This is a genomic window from Rhizobium sp. RHZ01, assembly GCF_014851595.1.
GTDB classification, from domain to species: domain Bacteria; phylum Pseudomonadota; class Alphaproteobacteria; order Rhizobiales; family Rhizobiaceae; genus Rhizobium; species Rhizobium altiplani.
The window spans coordinates 1-16113 of record NZ_JACUZZ010000026.1 but is presented as its reverse complement, the minus strand read 5'-3'; the positions used below and the strand labels follow the sequence as shown (position 1 = coordinate 16113).

Annotated in this window: 15 protein-coding genes; 13 read left to right on the top strand and 2 right to left on the bottom strand. The window is 59.1% G+C overall.

What is annotated here, in order from left to right; genetic code table 11:
- Positions 1–276 precede the first annotated feature (276 nt).
- On the bottom strand, positions 277–1107 hold the full coding sequence (locus tag IB248_RS23455; RefSeq protein WP_192241719.1) for an aldo/keto reductase: 831 nt from the start codon (positions 1105–1107) through the stop codon (positions 277–279).
- Between the two features lie 154 nt (positions 1108–1261).
- Between IB248_RS23455 and IB248_RS23450 the strand changes: the two genes are divergently transcribed.
- The 3 genes from IB248_RS23450 to IB248_RS23440 are packed head-to-tail and all read left to right on the top strand — an operon-like array spanning position 1262 to position 4909.
- Entirely contained in the window at positions 1262–2851 is a 1590-nt protein-coding gene (locus IB248_RS23450; protein WP_192241718.1) for an acyl CoA:acetate/3-ketoacid CoA transferase, read from the top strand.
- A complete protein-coding gene (locus IB248_RS23445; RefSeq protein WP_246779287.1) occupies positions 2848–3636 on the top strand; it encodes an enoyl-CoA hydratase/isomerase family protein in 789 nt (262 codons plus the stop codon). The genes IB248_RS23450 and IB248_RS23445 overlap by 4 nt, the downstream gene beginning before the upstream one ends.
- Before the next feature lies 1 nt (position 3637).
- Entirely contained in the window at positions 3638–4909 is a 1272-nt protein-coding gene (locus tag IB248_RS23440; RefSeq protein ID WP_192241717.1) for a glycerate kinase, read from the top strand.
- Between the two features lie 53 nt (positions 4910–4962).
- Here the strand turns inward: IB248_RS23440 and IB248_RS23435 are convergent, their stop codons facing one another.
- Positions 4963–5982, bottom strand: a complete 1020-nt coding sequence (locus IB248_RS23435; RefSeq protein WP_192241716.1) for an aldo/keto reductase — start codon at positions 5980–5982, stop codon at positions 4963–4965.
- An 82-nt stretch (positions 5983–6064) separates the two neighbouring features.
- Between IB248_RS23435 and IB248_RS23430 the strand changes: the two genes are divergently transcribed.
- From IB248_RS23430 to IB248_RS23385, 10 genes are all read left to right on the top strand, one after another.
- Positions 6065–7717 carry a GMC family oxidoreductase N-terminal domain-containing protein gene (locus tag IB248_RS23430; protein WP_192241715.1) on the top strand — a complete coding sequence of 551 codons (1653 nt, stop codon included), beginning with the start codon at positions 6065–6067 and terminating at the stop codon, positions 7715–7717.
- Positions 7718–7965: 248 nt separating this feature from the next.
- A complete protein-coding gene (locus IB248_RS23425; RefSeq protein WP_192241714.1) occupies positions 7966–8475 on the top strand; it encodes a VOC family protein in 510 nt (169 codons plus the stop codon).
- 92 nt (positions 8476–8567) lie between these two features.
- Entirely contained in the window at positions 8568–9620 is a 1053-nt protein-coding gene (locus IB248_RS23420; protein ID WP_246779286.1) for a zinc-binding dehydrogenase, read from the top strand.
- Between the two features lie 85 nt (positions 9621–9705).
- Complete coding sequence (locus tag IB248_RS23415) at positions 9706–10848, top strand: acyl-CoA dehydrogenase family protein (protein ID WP_192241713.1); 1143 nt, start codon at positions 9706–9708, stop codon at positions 10846–10848.
- Positions 10848–11627: a 3-ketoacyl-ACP reductase gene (locus tag IB248_RS23410; protein WP_192241712.1), complete on the top strand. Its 780-nt coding sequence runs from the start codon at positions 10848–10850 to the stop codon at positions 11625–11627. Before IB248_RS23415 ends, IB248_RS23410 begins: the two co-directional genes overlap by 1 nt.
- Before the next feature lie 11 nt (positions 11628–11638).
- Positions 11639–12799, top strand: coding sequence for a dihydrodipicolinate synthase family protein (locus tag IB248_RS23405; RefSeq protein ID WP_192241711.1), 1161 nt, complete (start codon positions 11639–11641; stop codon positions 12797–12799).
- A complete protein-coding gene (locus IB248_RS23400; protein ID WP_192241710.1) occupies positions 12792–13652 on the top strand; it encodes a sugar phosphate isomerase/epimerase family protein in 861 nt (286 codons plus the stop codon). The genes IB248_RS23405 and IB248_RS23400 overlap by 8 nt, the downstream gene beginning before the upstream one ends.
- A 15-nt stretch (positions 13653–13667) precedes the next feature.
- Positions 13668–14429: an electron transfer flavoprotein subunit beta/FixA family protein gene (locus IB248_RS23395; RefSeq protein WP_192241709.1), complete on the top strand. Its 762-nt coding sequence runs from the start codon at positions 13668–13670 to the stop codon at positions 14427–14429.
- Positions 14430–14454: 25 nt separating this feature from the next.
- Positions 14455–15399, top strand: a complete 945-nt coding sequence (locus IB248_RS23390) for an electron transfer flavoprotein subunit alpha/FixB family protein (protein WP_192241708.1) — start codon at positions 14455–14457, stop codon at positions 15397–15399.
- Positions 15399–16113 (top strand): NAD(P)/FAD-dependent oxidoreductase (locus IB248_RS23385; RefSeq protein ID WP_192241707.1); only part of this gene is annotated, 715 nt, incomplete at its 3' end. The genes IB248_RS23390 and IB248_RS23385, both read left to right, overlap by 1 nt.

Genomic DNA, 16113 nt, shown 5'->3' with positions numbered 1-16113 from the left:
GCGACCCATCTGTGATGCAGAGGGTCGCTACTTCGGCCATAGCTGATCAGACACCGGTCGTTGCTATCTTTGTCTTGATCCATTTTCGAATAGCTACACTCGCGCTTCCTTCTCGTCGACAATCCGACTTCGGCGTTCCCCACGAGTAAAATCTGAAATTGGTGTCCGCTGCAGCGAAAGCTGGTGGCGAAGAGTTACCGCTGGCTGATTGTGAAGACGATTGCGCACTAGGCGCTCGTCTTCACTATCCTTGGACGTCGTATCCCATCCGGATTTTTACGCTTCGGATGTGTCCCATTCGGGTGCCCACGGAACCTTGGTTTTGTCCACGCATCTGTAGTTGATTGCCGTCAGAGCATCGATGCGTCGCATATCGACGCTGCTGAGGATGAAGTCCATGACCTCGAAATTGGCTTTGATGTTCTCGGGCTTGGTCGACATCGTGTTGATTGCCACTCCCTTCTGCAGAATCCATCTGAGCGCGACCTGAGCCGCCGTCTTTCCGTAGGATTCGCCGATCTGGCCAAATTCGGGATATCTGAAGATCTCACCTCTGGCGACCGACGAAAACGACGCCAGTGGAATGCCCGTGCGATACGATGCCTCGAGGAGGATTGATTGATCGAGGAGCGGGTGGAATTCGACCTGGTTGATCGCGATTTCTCCGTCGAGCACGGAGTGAGCTTCGTGCATCATCGCGGCCGTAAAATTGGAAACACCAATCTCTTTTGCCAGTCCGTGGCGCTTCGCTTCGCGAAGGAGAGACAACACAGGGCGATTGCTTCCGGCCGGGTCCGGCCAGTGGAGAAGAAGGACGTCAGCCTGCGAAACCCCAAGGGCCTTCAGACTGGTTTCGACTGATTTCAGAAAGCGGTCCTCCGGGTAGTTGTCCGGATGTACTTTCGTGGTGAGGAGCAATTCCGTGGGGGAGACGTTCGCAGCCCGGATCGCGTTTCCGAGATCTGCTTCGTTGCCGTACATCTGGGCGGTATCGAACGCCCGGTATCCGATTTCATAGGCTGCCGCGAATGCGTCCTCCAACTCCTTCCCATTGAGGGGGTAAGTTCCGAACGAACGCTCGAATCCAGGCTTGAAGCAAACAGACATTTTCTCTCCTCCACACGATAAGTCTCAGAAAAAGTTTGGCAATTCCGGAGTTGCAAAACATGCCGGAACACATTGTTTTTTCTAGCTTGCGCTTCATTGCATGAACACCTATAACGCACTAACCAGTTACTTGCAACGGTCGGGAAGGAAACACATGTCCAAGGTGAAAACCGCTGCGGAAGTCGCGGCACTAATCAAGAACGACGCCATCGTCGCGGTGAACTCCTCGAGCGGTCTCTGCTGCCCTGATGAGGTGCTGGCAGCAATTGGCGAACGCTACCGTGGCGAGGGCGCGCCCCGCGGCCTCACGACCATCCATCCGATCGCCGCCGGTGACATGTTCGGCACCAAAGGAGTGGATCACCTGGCGCAGCCGGGACTGATCAAGAAGATCATCGGCGGATCGTACCCTTCCGGTCCGTCGTCCGCGGAGCCGCCGCTGATCTGGCAGATGCTTGGACGCAACGAAATCGCGGCATACAACGTTCCGAGTGGCGTGCTGTTTGATATTCTCCGCGAGGGCGCAGCGATGCGACCAGGGGTCCTTACGAAGGTCGGGATGGAGACCTTCGTTGATCCGGAAAACGAAGGCTGCGCAATGAACGATGCAGCCAAGGAGGAGCCGATCGTATTCCGCCAGAATTTCGCGGGGGAGGATTGGCTGTATTTCCCGGCGATCCGTCCGGATGTAGCGATCATTCGGGCAAGCACAGCCGATGAGCGCGGTAACCTGACATTCGAGCACGAGGGTGCCTATCTCGGCGCGATGGAACTGGCGCTCGCCGGGCACAATGGCGGCGGGATCGTCATCGCCCAGGTAAAGCGTATCGCGAAGGCTGGATCATTGAAGCCGCATGACGTTCGCGTGCCGGGCATCCTGGTTGACTACATCGTAGAGGCACCGGAGCAACTGCAAACAACGGCGACATCGTATGACCCGGCGATTTCGGGTGAATTGTTTCGGCCTCTCGACAGCTTCCGTATCCCCGAGTTCGACGTTGCGAAAGTGATTGCCCGCCGAGTGGCGCGCGAACTTCAGGGTGGCTGGGCAGTCAACATCGGTTTCGGGATATCGGCGAACGTTCCTCGCATTCTTCTGGAAGAAGGACGTCACGGCGATGTCACCTGGGTTATCGAGCAGGGGGCTGTAGGCGGAATCCCGTTGCTCGACTTCAAGTTCGGCTGCTCGTCGAATGCCGAAGCGTTCGTCGCGTCTCCTCATCAGTTCGCGTATTTCCAGGCGGCGGGATTTGATGCTTCACTTCTGTCCTTCCTGCAGATTGACAAGGATGGCTCCGTGAACGTCTCGAAGCTTTCGGCAAGGCCGCACGTGACTGCCGGCGCGGGTGGCTTCGTAGACATCACCTCTCGTGCCAAGAAGATAGTGTTTTCCGGTTATTTCAACGCTGCCGCAAAACTCTCCATCGCTGACGGAAAGCTCGTCATCGATCGCGAAGGCAAAATTGCGAAGATCGTCGACAAGGTGGAGCAGGTTTCCTTCTCCGGCAAGCGGGCTATCGCGCAGGGACAGGACGTCACCTACGTGACGGAGCGCTGCGTTATCAAGTTGACTGCCGACGGACTGGTGGTGACGGAGATAGCTCCGGGGGTCGACCTTCAGACACACATTCTTGACCAGGCCGAGACCCCGCTACGCATCTCGCCGAACCTCAGGATCATGGACCCTGAGCTCTTTCTTCCCCATCCAGCTGCCGTCCCGCAGCGGAAACTGGATGCCGCATGATGGAAGAGGCGTCCCGGAGGATATTCCTCGAATACGAGGAAGACATTGCCGTGATGACCATCCGGCATAAGGAGAGCCTGAACGCCATAGACGCTATGGCGGTGGAGCAGATCTACCTGGCGTGCAGGGAGATCGAGGGTAACACCTCGGTGAGGGCACTCGTAATCACGGGCGAGGGCGAAAAGACATTCTCTGCCGGAGGCGACATCAAGGCCTGGGGCGCGCTGACGCCCCAGCAGTTCGGTCGTGACTGGATCCGACGCGGTCACGATGCGTTTGATGCCGTGGCGCGTCTGCGGGTGCCTGTCGTTGCGGTGCTCAATGGCCATACATTCGGAGGCGGGCTGGAACTTGCGGCCGCAGCCGACCTTCGCATTGCGGAGGCGCATGTCAAGTTTGGTCTGCCTGAGGCGGGGCTTGGAGTTATTCCCGGATGGTCGGGCACGCAACGGGCGGTGCGACGTTTCGGATCGGCAGTGATACGCCGCATGGCATTGTTCGGTGAGGTCCTGAACGCAGAGCAGGCCCTGGCGTCGGGACTCGTCGAAATCCTTGTCCCGAAGGGCGATGGCATGACGAAGGCCAGGGACGTGCTGACTTCCGTAAGGTCCCGCGCTCCTCTTGCGACCGAGATCGTCAAGATGCTTATCAATGCCGCCGAGGAAGAGGAGGGCCCCCGTGTGCTGGATACGGTCGCAGGTATGTGTGTCGCCTTTACGGATGATCTGAAGGAGGGTGTTTCGGCATTCACCGAAAAGCGCAAGGCGCGGTTCAAGGACTCATGACATGGATCTCGACAAGCGCGCCTTTCTAACGGCGCTTTTCGACGCGGCGATCGCTGCGGCGGACCCGGAGCAAGCGCTCTTGAATTTCATGCCGGCACAGCCGAAAGGCCGAACAATCGTCGTCGGGGCGGGAAAAGGTGCGGCCCAACTAGCGAGGGCGTTTGAAAAGAACTGGAACGGCCCCCTCGAAGGCGTTGTGGTGACACGTTACGGATACGCGGTTCCCTGCGAGCGCATAGAAGTTCTGGAAGCATCACACCCGTTGCCCGACGAGGCTGGTTTGCGGGCCGCAGGACGACTGCTCGCTGCGGTCGAGGGTCTCACCGAGGACGATCTGGTCGTCGCCCTCATCTGTGGTGGCGGGTCGGCGCTGCTGCCGGCTCCTCCGACCGGATTTGTGCTTGATGACGAAATCGCGCTGAACCGGGCGCTTCTCGCGTCCGGTGCTCCCATTTCAGCGATGAACTCTATCCGGAAACACTTCTCACGGATAAAGGGCGGTCGTCTTGCACAGACATCTTACCCGGCAAAGGTGGTTACACTCGTCGTGTCAGACATTCCTGGCGACAACGCCGCGTTTGTCGCCTCTGGCCCGACCGTGCCTGACGATACTACTCGTGAAGATGCACTTGCAGCAATCAATCAGCATCGGATCTCCCTTCCCGAAAGAATATTGGCCCACCTCCACGATGAAAAGGCAGATGCGCCGCGACCGGATAATCCCGCATTCGGCCGGAACGAGGTCCATGTCGTGGCGTCGGCGGGGCGTTCCTTGGAGGCTGCTGCCCGTGTTGCGGAGAACCTTGGAATTCGGGCAGCAATCCTGTCAGACTCCATCGAGGGGGAGGCTCGCGAGGTCGGTCACGTACACTCTGCGCTTGCAAGGGAGGTCGCCATTAACGATAGACCGTTCAAGCGTCCTGTAGTGCTTTTGTCGGGAGGCGAGACGACTGTCACGCTGAAGGGTAGCGGAAAGGGCGGCCGCAACACGGAGTTCCTTCTTTCGGTGGCCTTGGGCATTGCAGGCAACGACAGCATTCATGCTTTCGCGGCAGATACCGACGGGATCGATGGCAGTGAGAACAACGCCGGGGCATTCGCGGATGGAACGACGACCGCCCGAATACGCCAGTGTGGATTTGATCCCGCTTCGCTTCTTGCCGACAACGACTCCTGGACCGCGTTTTCTTTGGTGGGTGATCTCTTTGCCCCTGGTCCGACAGGGACGAATGTGAACGACTTCCGAGCAATTCTCATTGGAGATAGGGCCTAAAAGAATGGGCCGGATTTTCGATCCGGCCCATTCGCTGTTCTTGCCGTCTGCCCCTACGCGATCGGAACAGGCGCGTCCTCCCGAAGCAGTCCTTGCCGCTTCAGCTCCTTCCAGAATTCGCCAGGTATCGGGTGGCTAAACCACTCAAGGTTTTTCCGCAGCTGTTCAACCGTTCGGGTTCCCGCGATAAAGGACGGGATCGCCGGATGGGCGACGACGAATTGCATGGCTGCGGCGGGAAGGGGAATGGAGTACTCCTTGCACACCTTCTCGATACGGCTGACGCGATCAAGAATTTCGGGAGAGGCCGGAACGTAGTTGTACTTCGCGCCTTCGATCGCCCCCGTTGCGAGAATGCCGGAATTGAAGCCGCCACCGATCACCACGGCAGCGCCTCGTTCTTCGCAAAGGGGCAGGAATTTATCGAGCGATTCCTGTTCCAGGAGCGTATAGCGCCCCGCCAGAAGGAAGCAGTCGAAGTCGCGCTGCTGCAATGCCTCGTAACAGACTTCCCACTCATTCACGCCCACACCAATTGCACCGACCACACCCTCGTCCCGAAGCCTTGATAGCGCCTTCCAGGTTCCATCCATCGCCGCCTTGAACACGTCGGGCTGCTCGGATCCGCGTGTGAACACATCAATGTCGTGGATGAAGCAGATATCGATCCGCTCCAGCGCGAGGCGCTGAAGTGAATCTTCGAATGAACGCATTGCTCCATCGTAGGTGTAGTCGAATACCATCTCGTTGGGTGCGGCGTTGCTCCACGGAGAGAAGTCGATCTCGCGCCGCTTTCTGGGCTTCAGGAGGCGACCGACCTTCGTGGAAAGCACGAATTGATCGCGATCCTTCCAGCGGAGCGAGTGGCCGCACCGAAGCTCAGACAAGCCGTGCCCGTACATCGGGGCTGTGTCGTAATACCGAACGCCCGCATCCCACGCCAGTTGCACCATCCCATCGGAGGTCGCCTCATCGATCGGACGTGCGAAATTCCCGATGGGCGCTGCGCCGAAAGCGAATGAAGTGACTTCGAGGCTAGTCCTTCCAAATTTTACCTTGGTTCCGGGATTCATGAGCTTCCTCCTTGCTAATGCACCATGTAGTTAGTTACATTGCAGATCCGGCGACGGGTGACAAGACTTTGGAGGGGAGATCTTGCTTAATTACGACTACATCATCACCGGAGCGGGACCTGCGGGGTGCGTGCTGGCGAATAGACTCACCGAAGACCGCGACGTTTCAGTGCTGCTGCTCGAGGCGGGAGGACGAGACAGTCATCCCTTCTTCCGCATGCCGGCTGGATTCGCGAAAATGACGAAAGGGATAGCCAGCTGGGGTTGGTCCACCGTGCCGCAGAAGCACATGCAGGGGCGAGTGCTCTGGTATACGCAGGCCAAGGTGATCGGCGGGGGATCAACCATCAACGCGCAGATCTACACGCGCGGCAATGCCCGCGATTTCGACGGGTGGAACGACGAGGCTGATTGCGCAGGGTGGAGTTACCGCGATGTGCTGCCCTATTTCAAAAGGGCGGAGGGAAATGAGCGCTTTCACGACGACTTCCACGGAAGCGAGGGGCCGCTTGGTGTGTCCATGCCCCGTGCGGCGCTACCAATATGCGACGCATTCATTCGCGCGGCGCAGCAGTGTGGCATCCCCTACAATCATGACTTCAATGGGCGCAAGCAGGAAGGAGTCGGCTTCTACCAGTTGACGCAGAAAGACGTGGCGCGTTCGTCAGCGGCTTCGGCGTTCCTTCGTCCAGCGATGACCAGACCGAACCTAACCGTCATGACGTCAACGGAAGTGTCGCGCGTGGTCATAGAGAAAGGGCGGGCGATCGGTGTCGAGCTGGTAGATCGTCGTCGGAACAAGAAGGCGATCGTTCGCGCGGATCGAGAGGTGCTTGTAACCTCGGGAGGAATAGGATCACCGCGTCTTCTTCTGCTCTCCGGCATAGGCCCCGCGGATCACCTGCGGAACATTGGCATCGAGGTTCGGCACGATCTAAAGGGTGTCGGGGAAAACCTCCAGGACCATCTTGACCTGAGCGTGATCTCCGAATGCTCCGGAGACTTCAGCTACGACACGGTCCAGCGACTTGACAGAACCGTTGTCGCGGGCCTGCAATACCTGCTCTTTCGCGCGGGGCCTGTTGCATCCTCGCTCTTCGAGACGGGAGGCTTCTGGTACGCAGATCCTGACGCCCGTTCGCCGGACATCCAATTTCACTTCGGCCAGGGGTCTGGAATTGAAAAGGGGATCGCAAAACTCGATAATCCAGGCGTCACGCTTAACTCAGCGTTCATGCGACCTCGCTCGCGCGGAACGGTCAGACTCCGTAGCGCGGACATAGCAGAGGCTCCTCTTATCGACCCAAACTACTGGGCGGATCCTTATGATAGGGAGATGTCGCTTCGCGGACTTGAGATGGCGCGGGAGATCATGAGTGCTCCGGCATTGAAGCCATTCCTTCTGCGTGAGGCACTTCCCGGTTCAGTCGTTTCAGGCGAACAGGAACTGGTGGACTTCGCCTGCCGCGTGGCAAAGACCGATCATCATCCGGCAGGCGCGTGCAAGATGGGACGCGACCCGATGGCGGTCGTATCACCGGAACTGAAGGTTCACGGACTGGAAGGTCTTCGTGTGTGCGACTCGTCCATAATGCCTCTCATCAACTCTTCGAACACGAATGCTCCGACAATCATGATTGGCGAGAAGGCATCAGACCTTGTCCGCGGACTGCCGGCATTGCCGCCAGCAATCTTCGAACATGAAAGAAACGATCGCGTCCGTCTGGCTAGGTAGTCGCGGACCAAAAAACCAATGATCGAGACGTGCGTCCGAAGGGATGGTGGCGCGGAGTAAACGCGCGTCTGTAGAGCTTCCAGATCTGACTGCAAGCAACTGAAATAACAACATACTTTGTGCAGATCGCGCGGTTGCGCGGATTGACAGCGGGGAAATATAAGCTCTATGTAACGCACTAACTAGATACATAATTGCAGTTCGAATAATCGAGCATTTGCACGGCGTTGCGCCGCGCGGGAGGTACCATGAAAATCTTCGGAATAGAGCATTTTGGCTTCACAGTTCCCGACATGGACGAGGCAGTGGAGTTCTTCGAAACAATATTCGGCGCGGTCACCGCTCTTGAGACCGGTAAGATTGAAGCCGACGACGAATACATGAAGCGTCGGCTCGGAGTGCCGGGTAATTGCCGCATCGAGAATATTAAGGTCCTGCGCGTGGGCAACGGCAGCAACCTCGAAATCTTCCAGTACTCGGGCGATGACGGCAGCGTGGAACCGAAGCGCAACAGCCAGCCAGGCGGCTTTCACATCGCGTTTCAGGTCGACGACGCGAAGGCAGCGGCGGACCGCCTTCGCGCGAAGGGTGTCGACCTGCTGGAGGGGCCCACGTTCGTCGAATCCGGTCCAATGGCTGGCCTTACATGGCTCTACCTGCGTGCGCCGTGGGGACTGTTCCTTGAGATCGTCAGCATGGATGGCCCGCTTGGCTACGCGAGGGACGGTGGGCCGAAATTGTGGTCGCCGCTCGACTGAAAAAGTCGCGCGGCTGAAGGTCGTGCCGCCGGATGGGGCCGTAGTCGATAGCTCCATCGGGCTCGCCTTCGATCCTATCAGTCTGCACTTTTTTGACAGCGAGACCGGCGATTCTCTGGACGCGAATTAGGAACGAGAAGATGGCAAAGGGAATTGTTTTTACCGGGAAGAACCAGGCCCACCTCGAATCCGTGGAGTTGCCGGCACTCAAGCCTACCGAGGTCCGGGGGCGGACTATGGTTACACTGATCAGTCCGGGGACCGAGTTTGCTTGGCTTGGCGGCGAGGCATTTCCAATCCGGCCGGGTTACGCCGCCATCTTTGAGGCTGAGGAACTCGGGGCGGCGGTGGTTGGCATCGAGGTCGGCGATCGGCTGTTTTGCATGGGGCCTCATCAAAACATGCAGCAGGTCGACTGCAATTATGTTCTCAAGGTGCCTCCAGAACTGCCGGCGGAGATCGCGGTGCTTGCCCGCCTCGCCGGTGTCTCGATGACGACGTTGATGACAACAAAGGCGAGACCTGGAGACAGGGTTGTCGTGGCCGGAGGCGGGCCCGTCGGATATCTCGCCGCCCAGCTTTTCCGGCTTTCTGGCTACGATGTGTCGGTCGTGGATCCAGACCCGGTTCGCCGGCGGCAGGTCGAATCCGGTGGCGTCGGGAACGTCTATGCATCAATGCCTTTGGACAACGAGCAAATAGCGGGGAAGGTAGCGCTTGTGGTCGACTGTTCCGGTCACGAAGGCGCTGTGCTTGACGGATGCAGGATCGTCCGCCCTCACGGCGAGGTGGTTCTGGTGGGGGTTCCTTGGAGACGTCTCACGGAGATCCACGCTCACGATATCCTGCATGCTGTCTTCAACAATTTCGTCCACTTGAGAAGTGGCTGGGAATGGGAAGTGCCTATACTGGCAAGGTCGTTCAAGTGGGAAGAATTGCTCGAAGGGTATAACAACACCCCTCAGAGTGTCTTCTCCGGATTCGAGAAGATTCTCGCGTGGCTGGCCGACGATCGGATTCATGCCGCAGGTCTGATCCGAAGAATTTCACCTGCCAACCCGGCCGCTGCCTATGAAACGTTGAAAGCCCGGGGCTTCGAAGAGCCGTTCATCGTTTTCGATTGGAACCTCTCGTCTGAAATCTAGAAGTTTGCCAGCCAACGCGTTGACGCAGGCTGGTTTATTTGTTAATCAGTAACTAACCAGTTACATAGTTATGAGGAACACTATCATGCTGCTGACCGAGATTCACGAGCAGGTTCGAGAAACTGCGCGCCAGTTTGCGGACGATGTAATTCGCCCAGTTGCCCAGGCGCTCGATGAGCAAGAGCGGTTTCCCTCGGAGATTTACGAGCAGATGGGGCAACTCGGACTTTTCGGGATCTGTGTGCCTGAAGAAATGGGCGGACCCGGTCTCGACACGCTTGCATACTCGGTGGTTATGGAAGAACTCTCGCGCGGTTACGCCTCCATCGCCGACCAATGCGGACTTGTCGAATTGATCACGACACTTCTCGTCCGCCACGGAACGAAGGAGCAGCGGGAGCGATTGTTGGCCGATGTGATGTCGATGCGCACCAAGGTCGCCTATTGCTTGACCGAGCCGGAGGCGGGAAGCGATCTGTCGGGTCTGCGGACATCTGCCGAGCGAGACGGAAGCGGATGGAAGCTCAATGGGGGCAAGATCTGGATTCACAACGCCCCAGTCGCTGACGTGGGATTCGTTCTCGCCCGCACCGACAAAAATGCCGGTCATCGGGGGATGAGTATTTTCATAGTCGATCTCAATGCGGAGGGCGTCGAGCGTGGTCCCAAGGAACACAAGATGGGCCAGCGCGCGAGCCAGGTCGGGGCCTTGAATTTCAACAATGTCTCGCTTCCCGGGGACGCGCTTCTCGGTGAGGAGGGACGCGGATTTCACATGATGATGAGCGTTCTCGACAAGGGCCGAGTGGGCATTGCCTCACTTGCAGTGGGTATCGGTCAGGCAGGGCTGGAGGCCGCCCTCGACTACGCAGTGCAGCGCAAGCAATTCAATTCGCCGATCGCCGAATTCCAGGGGGTCCAGTGGCTGCTTGCCGACATGGCCAAGGATGTCGAGGCGGCCCGCCTTTTGGTCCATAGCGCAGCGAGCAAAATCGATCGAGGTGAAGACGCTACCAAGGCATGCTCCATGGCCAAATGCTTCGCAGGGGATATGGCAGTGGCTCGCACTGCGGACGCGGTCCAGATCTTCGGCGGAAGTGGCTATATTCGGGGCTTCGAGGTCGAGAGACTCTACCGCGACGCGAAGATCACGCAGATCTACGAAGGGACAAACCAGATCCAGCGCATGATTATCGCGCGGCAGCTCGTTAAGAACGGTGCGCGGTGATGGCGGACACTTCGAGTCAAGTCGCTCTTGTCACGGGCGCTGCGCGTGGCATCGGACTGGCGATTGCCAAGGCTCTGGCAACTGCAGGCTTTTCGGTGGCGCTCAATGACTTCGGGCGGAATGACGAACTGGCTCGAGCTGTGGAAGCTTTGAGTGACGACGGCGCAAAGGCGGTCGCCGTTCCAGGAGACGTCTCCGATTTATCGAAGCACGAGTGGATGTTGCGGACCGCAACCGACGCCCTCGGTCCGATGACAACGCTCGTGAACAATGCTGGGGTAGGGGTTCTCTCGAGAGGTGATCTGCTTGAGGTGAGCGAAGAGAGCTACGATCGCTGCATGGCGGTCAACGCGAAGGCACACTTCTTTCTGACACAGGCCTTCGCGAAGTCGCTCGTCAATGCAAAGCGCTCGCCTCATCTCTTCTATTCCGTCATCAATGTGACGTCTTCGAACGCGGTAGCGGTAGCGGTCCAACGCGGCGAGTACTGCGCTTCGAAAGCAGCGGCTGCAATGATTTCCAAAGTGTTCGCGGCTCGTCTTGGGCAGGAAGGCATCGCGGTCTTCGACGTCCAGCCGGGACTGATCGAAACCGAGATGACTGCAGCCGTGAAGGACAGCTACCGGACCAGGGCCGAGGAGGGACTGACCCTTTTCCCGCGGCTCGGCCAGCCCGATGACATCGGAACTATCATCCGCACCGTGGCCACCGGGGCGTTGCCCTACATGACCGGCCAAGTTCTTTCGGCCGACGCTGGCCTCCTGCTCCCCAGATTCTGAAAGGTACAACGATGCGCATTGCTATACCCAACGAAACCGGACGTATCGAGAGCTACCAGCTTGTAGCCAACCCGCTCCCCTCAGGTGATTACTCGCGATCTTTCAATCGTCGTGTGTTTTCCGCGGCGCATGTGGTTGCCGACCCGTTTGCATCGACGAACCCTGGTAGCGCGGCAGCGGTCGACTGGGAGGCAACACTGGCGTTTCGTCATCATCTCCACGGCTTGGGACTCGGAATAGCCGAGGCGATGGATACCGCTCAACGTGGAATGGGGCTTGACTGGGCTGGAGCGCTGGAACTTGTTCGTCGTACCAAGTCCGAACTACCCGATGCCCTTGTCTATAGCGGGGCCGGGACGGACCATCTCGATCCCAAGGAGACGCGCTCGCTTGGGGACGTCGACCGTGCCTACGCCAGCCAGATCGAAGCCGTACAGAATGCCGGAAGCGACATCATCCTGATGGCAAGTCGGGCGCTAGCAGCAACGGCGGCGAGTCCGCGCGACTACGTGACGGCGTATCGGAAGGCGCTCGCGCTTTGCGACAGGCCGGTCATCCTTCACTGGTTGGGCGAAATGTTCGACCCCGCGCTTGCCGGCTACTGGGGTGGTAAGGACTTTGAACAGGCAATGGAGACCTGCCTCCAGATCATCTCTGAAAATGCGAGCAAGGTTGACGGCATCAAGATATCGCTTCTCGATAAGGAGAAGGAAATCCGTATGCGTCGGCTTCTACCGCCGAGCGTAAAGATGTATACGGGCGACGACTTTAACTATCCGGAACTCATTGCGGGCGATGACGTCGGATATTCGCACGCACTGTTGGGTATCTTCGATCCGCTTGCTTCCGCTGCTGCGTTCGCAATGTCGCAGCTTGCCGGCGGTGACAAGGAAGGCTTCCACCGGACGCTAGACCCGACGGTGCCGCTCGCAAGAACCATCTTCCGTAGCCCGACGCAGTACTACAAGACCGGCGTCGTATTCTTGGCTTGGCTGAACGGTTTCCAGAACCACTTCGTCATGTTGAACGGGCATCAGGCCATGAGGCCGCTCCCCTATTTCGCAGAGGTCTTCAAGCTTGCGGACCAGTGCGGGGTACTTCGCGATCCCGAGCTTGCTGTTCATCGCTTCAAGCAGCTGCTGGCGCTTCACGGAGCCGACGGAAATGCGTGATTTTTCAAACGATCACTCCGCGCTTGCTTTGAACACCGCCACCCTCGGGCACAATCTCGACGGCTTCGGGGCAGGATGGTCGCCGGAACAGGTGATTGATGGCTGCGCGGCCCGCGGCTATGGCGGCGTGGTGTTCTGGCGGAGGGAGATTGGCGTAAATGCGATCGCCATCGGTGAGAGGGCGAAATCCGCAGGATTGAAGGTCGCCGGACTTTGCCGATCGCCTTTCCTGGTGGGCCCGCTTGCTCCGAAAGATAAAGACGCCATCCGCGACGACTTCCGCTCGTCGATCGACATGGCCGCGGGATTGACCGCGCCAATCCTCACCATTGTCGTGGGCGGCGTCGAACCCGGCACAAAAGGTATGCGCGACAGTCTCAAGCTTGTCGCCGAACGCGTCGCGGACGCGTGTGAATATGCCGAGAAGGTGGGCGTGAGACTCGCTCTTGAGCCGTTGCATCCGGTCTATGGTGGCGATCGATCTTGCCTGGTCACGGTCCGGGATGCAGTTGATCTATGCAATGCCGTCAATGCGACAAATCTCGGACTCGCGATCGACGTTTATCACGTCTGGTGGGACACTGATCTGGCCGCCCAGCTTAAACGGGCGGGCGAGAACCTGATTTATGGCTTTCATCTTTGCGATTGGCTTTCGGAGACGAGAGACATCCTGCTCGATAGAGGCATGATGGGCGACGGCGTCGCTGACCTCCGCGGCATCAGGCACGCGGTCGAGGAAGCCGGCTACAACGGCGTCTGCGAAGTCGAAGTATTTTCGAAAGACAACTGGTGGAAGCGCGATCCGAACGAGGTCCTCGACGTCGTTGTCGAGCGCTTCCGCGCGGTATGTTAACTCAGGAGCGGTTCCATGAAAATTCTCGTCCCCGTCAAGCGGGTGGTTGATTACAACGTGAAGATCCGCGTGAAGCCGGATGGCACAGGCGTCGAACTTTCGAATGTGAAGATGTCGATGAACCCGTTCGACGAGATCTCGGTCGAGGAGGCGCTGCGGCTGAAGGAAGCCGGCAAGGCCGAGGAGGTGATCGTCGTCTCGATTGGTCCGGCCAAGGCCGAAGAAACGCTGCGCACGGCGCTTGCCATGGGCGCCGACCGCGCCATCCTGGTGGAGACCGACGATCAAGTCGAACCGCTCGCCGTTGCCAAGATCCTCAAGGGCGTCGTCGACGCCGAACAGCCGGGCCTGATCATAACAGGCAAGCAGGCAATCGATGACGACTCGAACCAGACCGGCCAGATGCTCGCAGCCCTGCTCGGCACGGCGCAGGCGACCTTTGCCTCGAAGATCGAGATCGACGTTGCTGGCCCTGGGGGCAAGGCCCAGGTGACGCGCGAGGTCGATGGCGGCCTGCAGACGATCGAAGTCAAGCTGCCGGCCGTCGTCACTTCAGATCTGCGTCTGAACGAACCGCGCTACGCCTCGCTGCCGAACATCATGAAGGCGAAGAAGAAGCCGCTCGACAAGAAGAGCCCTGCCGACTTCGGCGTTTCCACCGCGCCACGTCTGAAGGTGCTGAAGACCGAGGAACCGTCCGGCCGCAAGGCGGGCGTCAAGGTCAAGTCGGTCGCCGAGCTGGTCGAAAAGCTGAAGACCGAAGCCGGCGTGCTCTAAAGGTTCGAGAAAGGGAGATATTACAATGGCCATTCTTCTTCTGGCTGATCACGACGGCAGCCACCTTTCCGACCAGACCGCCAAGACGCTGACGGCGGCGACACAGATCGCCAAGGAACAGGGAAGCGACGTCACCGTGCTTGTCGCCGGCGCCGGCGCCAAGGCTGCGGCCGAACAGGCTGCCAAGCTCTCGGGCGTTTCCAGGGTGCTGGTTGCCGAGGACGCAAGCCTTGCCAACAATCTGGCCGAGCCGCTGGCCGCCCTGATCGTTTCGCTGGCCGCAAGCTATGATACGATCATCGCCGCCGCCACCTCGACCGGCAAGAACGTCATGCCGCGCGTCGCAGCCCTGCTCGATGTCGCCCAGGTCTCCGAGATCATCGAGGTCGTCTCCGCAGACACCTTCAAGCGGCCGATCTATGCCGGCAACGCCATTCAGACGGTGCAGGCGACCGACGCCAGACGAGTCATCACCGTGCGCACGGCTTCCTTCGCACCTGCCGAAGGAAGCGGATCGGCTACCGCTGTTGAAAGCGTCGCAGCGGTAGCCGATCAACACCTGTCGAGCTTTGTGAGCCAGGCGATGTCCACGTCCGACCGTCCGGAACTGTCCTCGGCGAAGATCATCATCTCCGGGGGACGTGCGCTTGGCTCGGCCGAAAAGTTCAACGAAGTCATCCTGCCGGTTGCCGACAGGCTCGGTGCTGCCGTCGGCGCCTCGCGCGCTGCCGTCGATGCCGGCTACGCCCCGAACGACTGGCAGGTCGGCCAGACCGGCAAGGTCGTCGCTCCTGATCTCTACATCGCCTGCGGCATCTCGGGTGCCATCCAGCACCTCGCCGGCATGAAAGATTCCAAGGTCATCGTCGCCATCAACAAGGACGAGGAAGCCCCGATCTTCCAGGTGGCCGACTACGGTCTCGTCGCCGATCTCTTCGAAGCACTGCCGGAATTGCAGACGGCGTTGTGATGACCGATACGACTGAACTGCCCGAGCGCGAAAGCATGGAATTCGACGTTGTGATCGTCGGTGGCGGCCCTGCGGGATTGTCGGCTGCGATCCGCCTGAAACAGGTCAATCCGGTACTGTCGGTCGTCGTGCTCGAGAAGGGGGCTGAGGTCGGCGCGCACATCCTGTCGGGAGCCGTTGTCGATCCCATCGGCATCGACCGTCTGCTGCCTGGCTGGCGCGATGAGGCTGACCATCCGTTCAAGACCGAGGTGAAGGACGACCACTTCCTGGTGCTCGGTCCGGCCGGCTCGGTGCGCCTGCCGAATTTCATGATGCCGCCGCTGATGAGCAATCACGGCAACTACATCGTTTCGCTTGGCAACGTCTGTCGTTGGCTGGCCACCAAGGCGGAAGAACTCGGCGTCGAGATCTATCCGGGCTTTGCCGCGACCGAGGTGCTCTACAACGACGAGGGGGCCGTCATTGGCGTCGCCACCGGCGACATGGGCATCGAGAAGAACGGCGAGCCCGGCCCGAACTACACCCGCGGCATGGCGCTAACAGGCAAGTATGTGCTGATCGGCGAGGGGGTCCGCGGTTCGCTCGCCAAGCAGTTGATCGCCAAGTTCGATCTGTCGAGGGATCGCCAGCCGCAAAAGTTCGGTATCGGCATCAAGGAACTCTGGCAGGTGAAGCCCGAGCACCACAGCCGAGGTCTCGTGCAGCACTCGT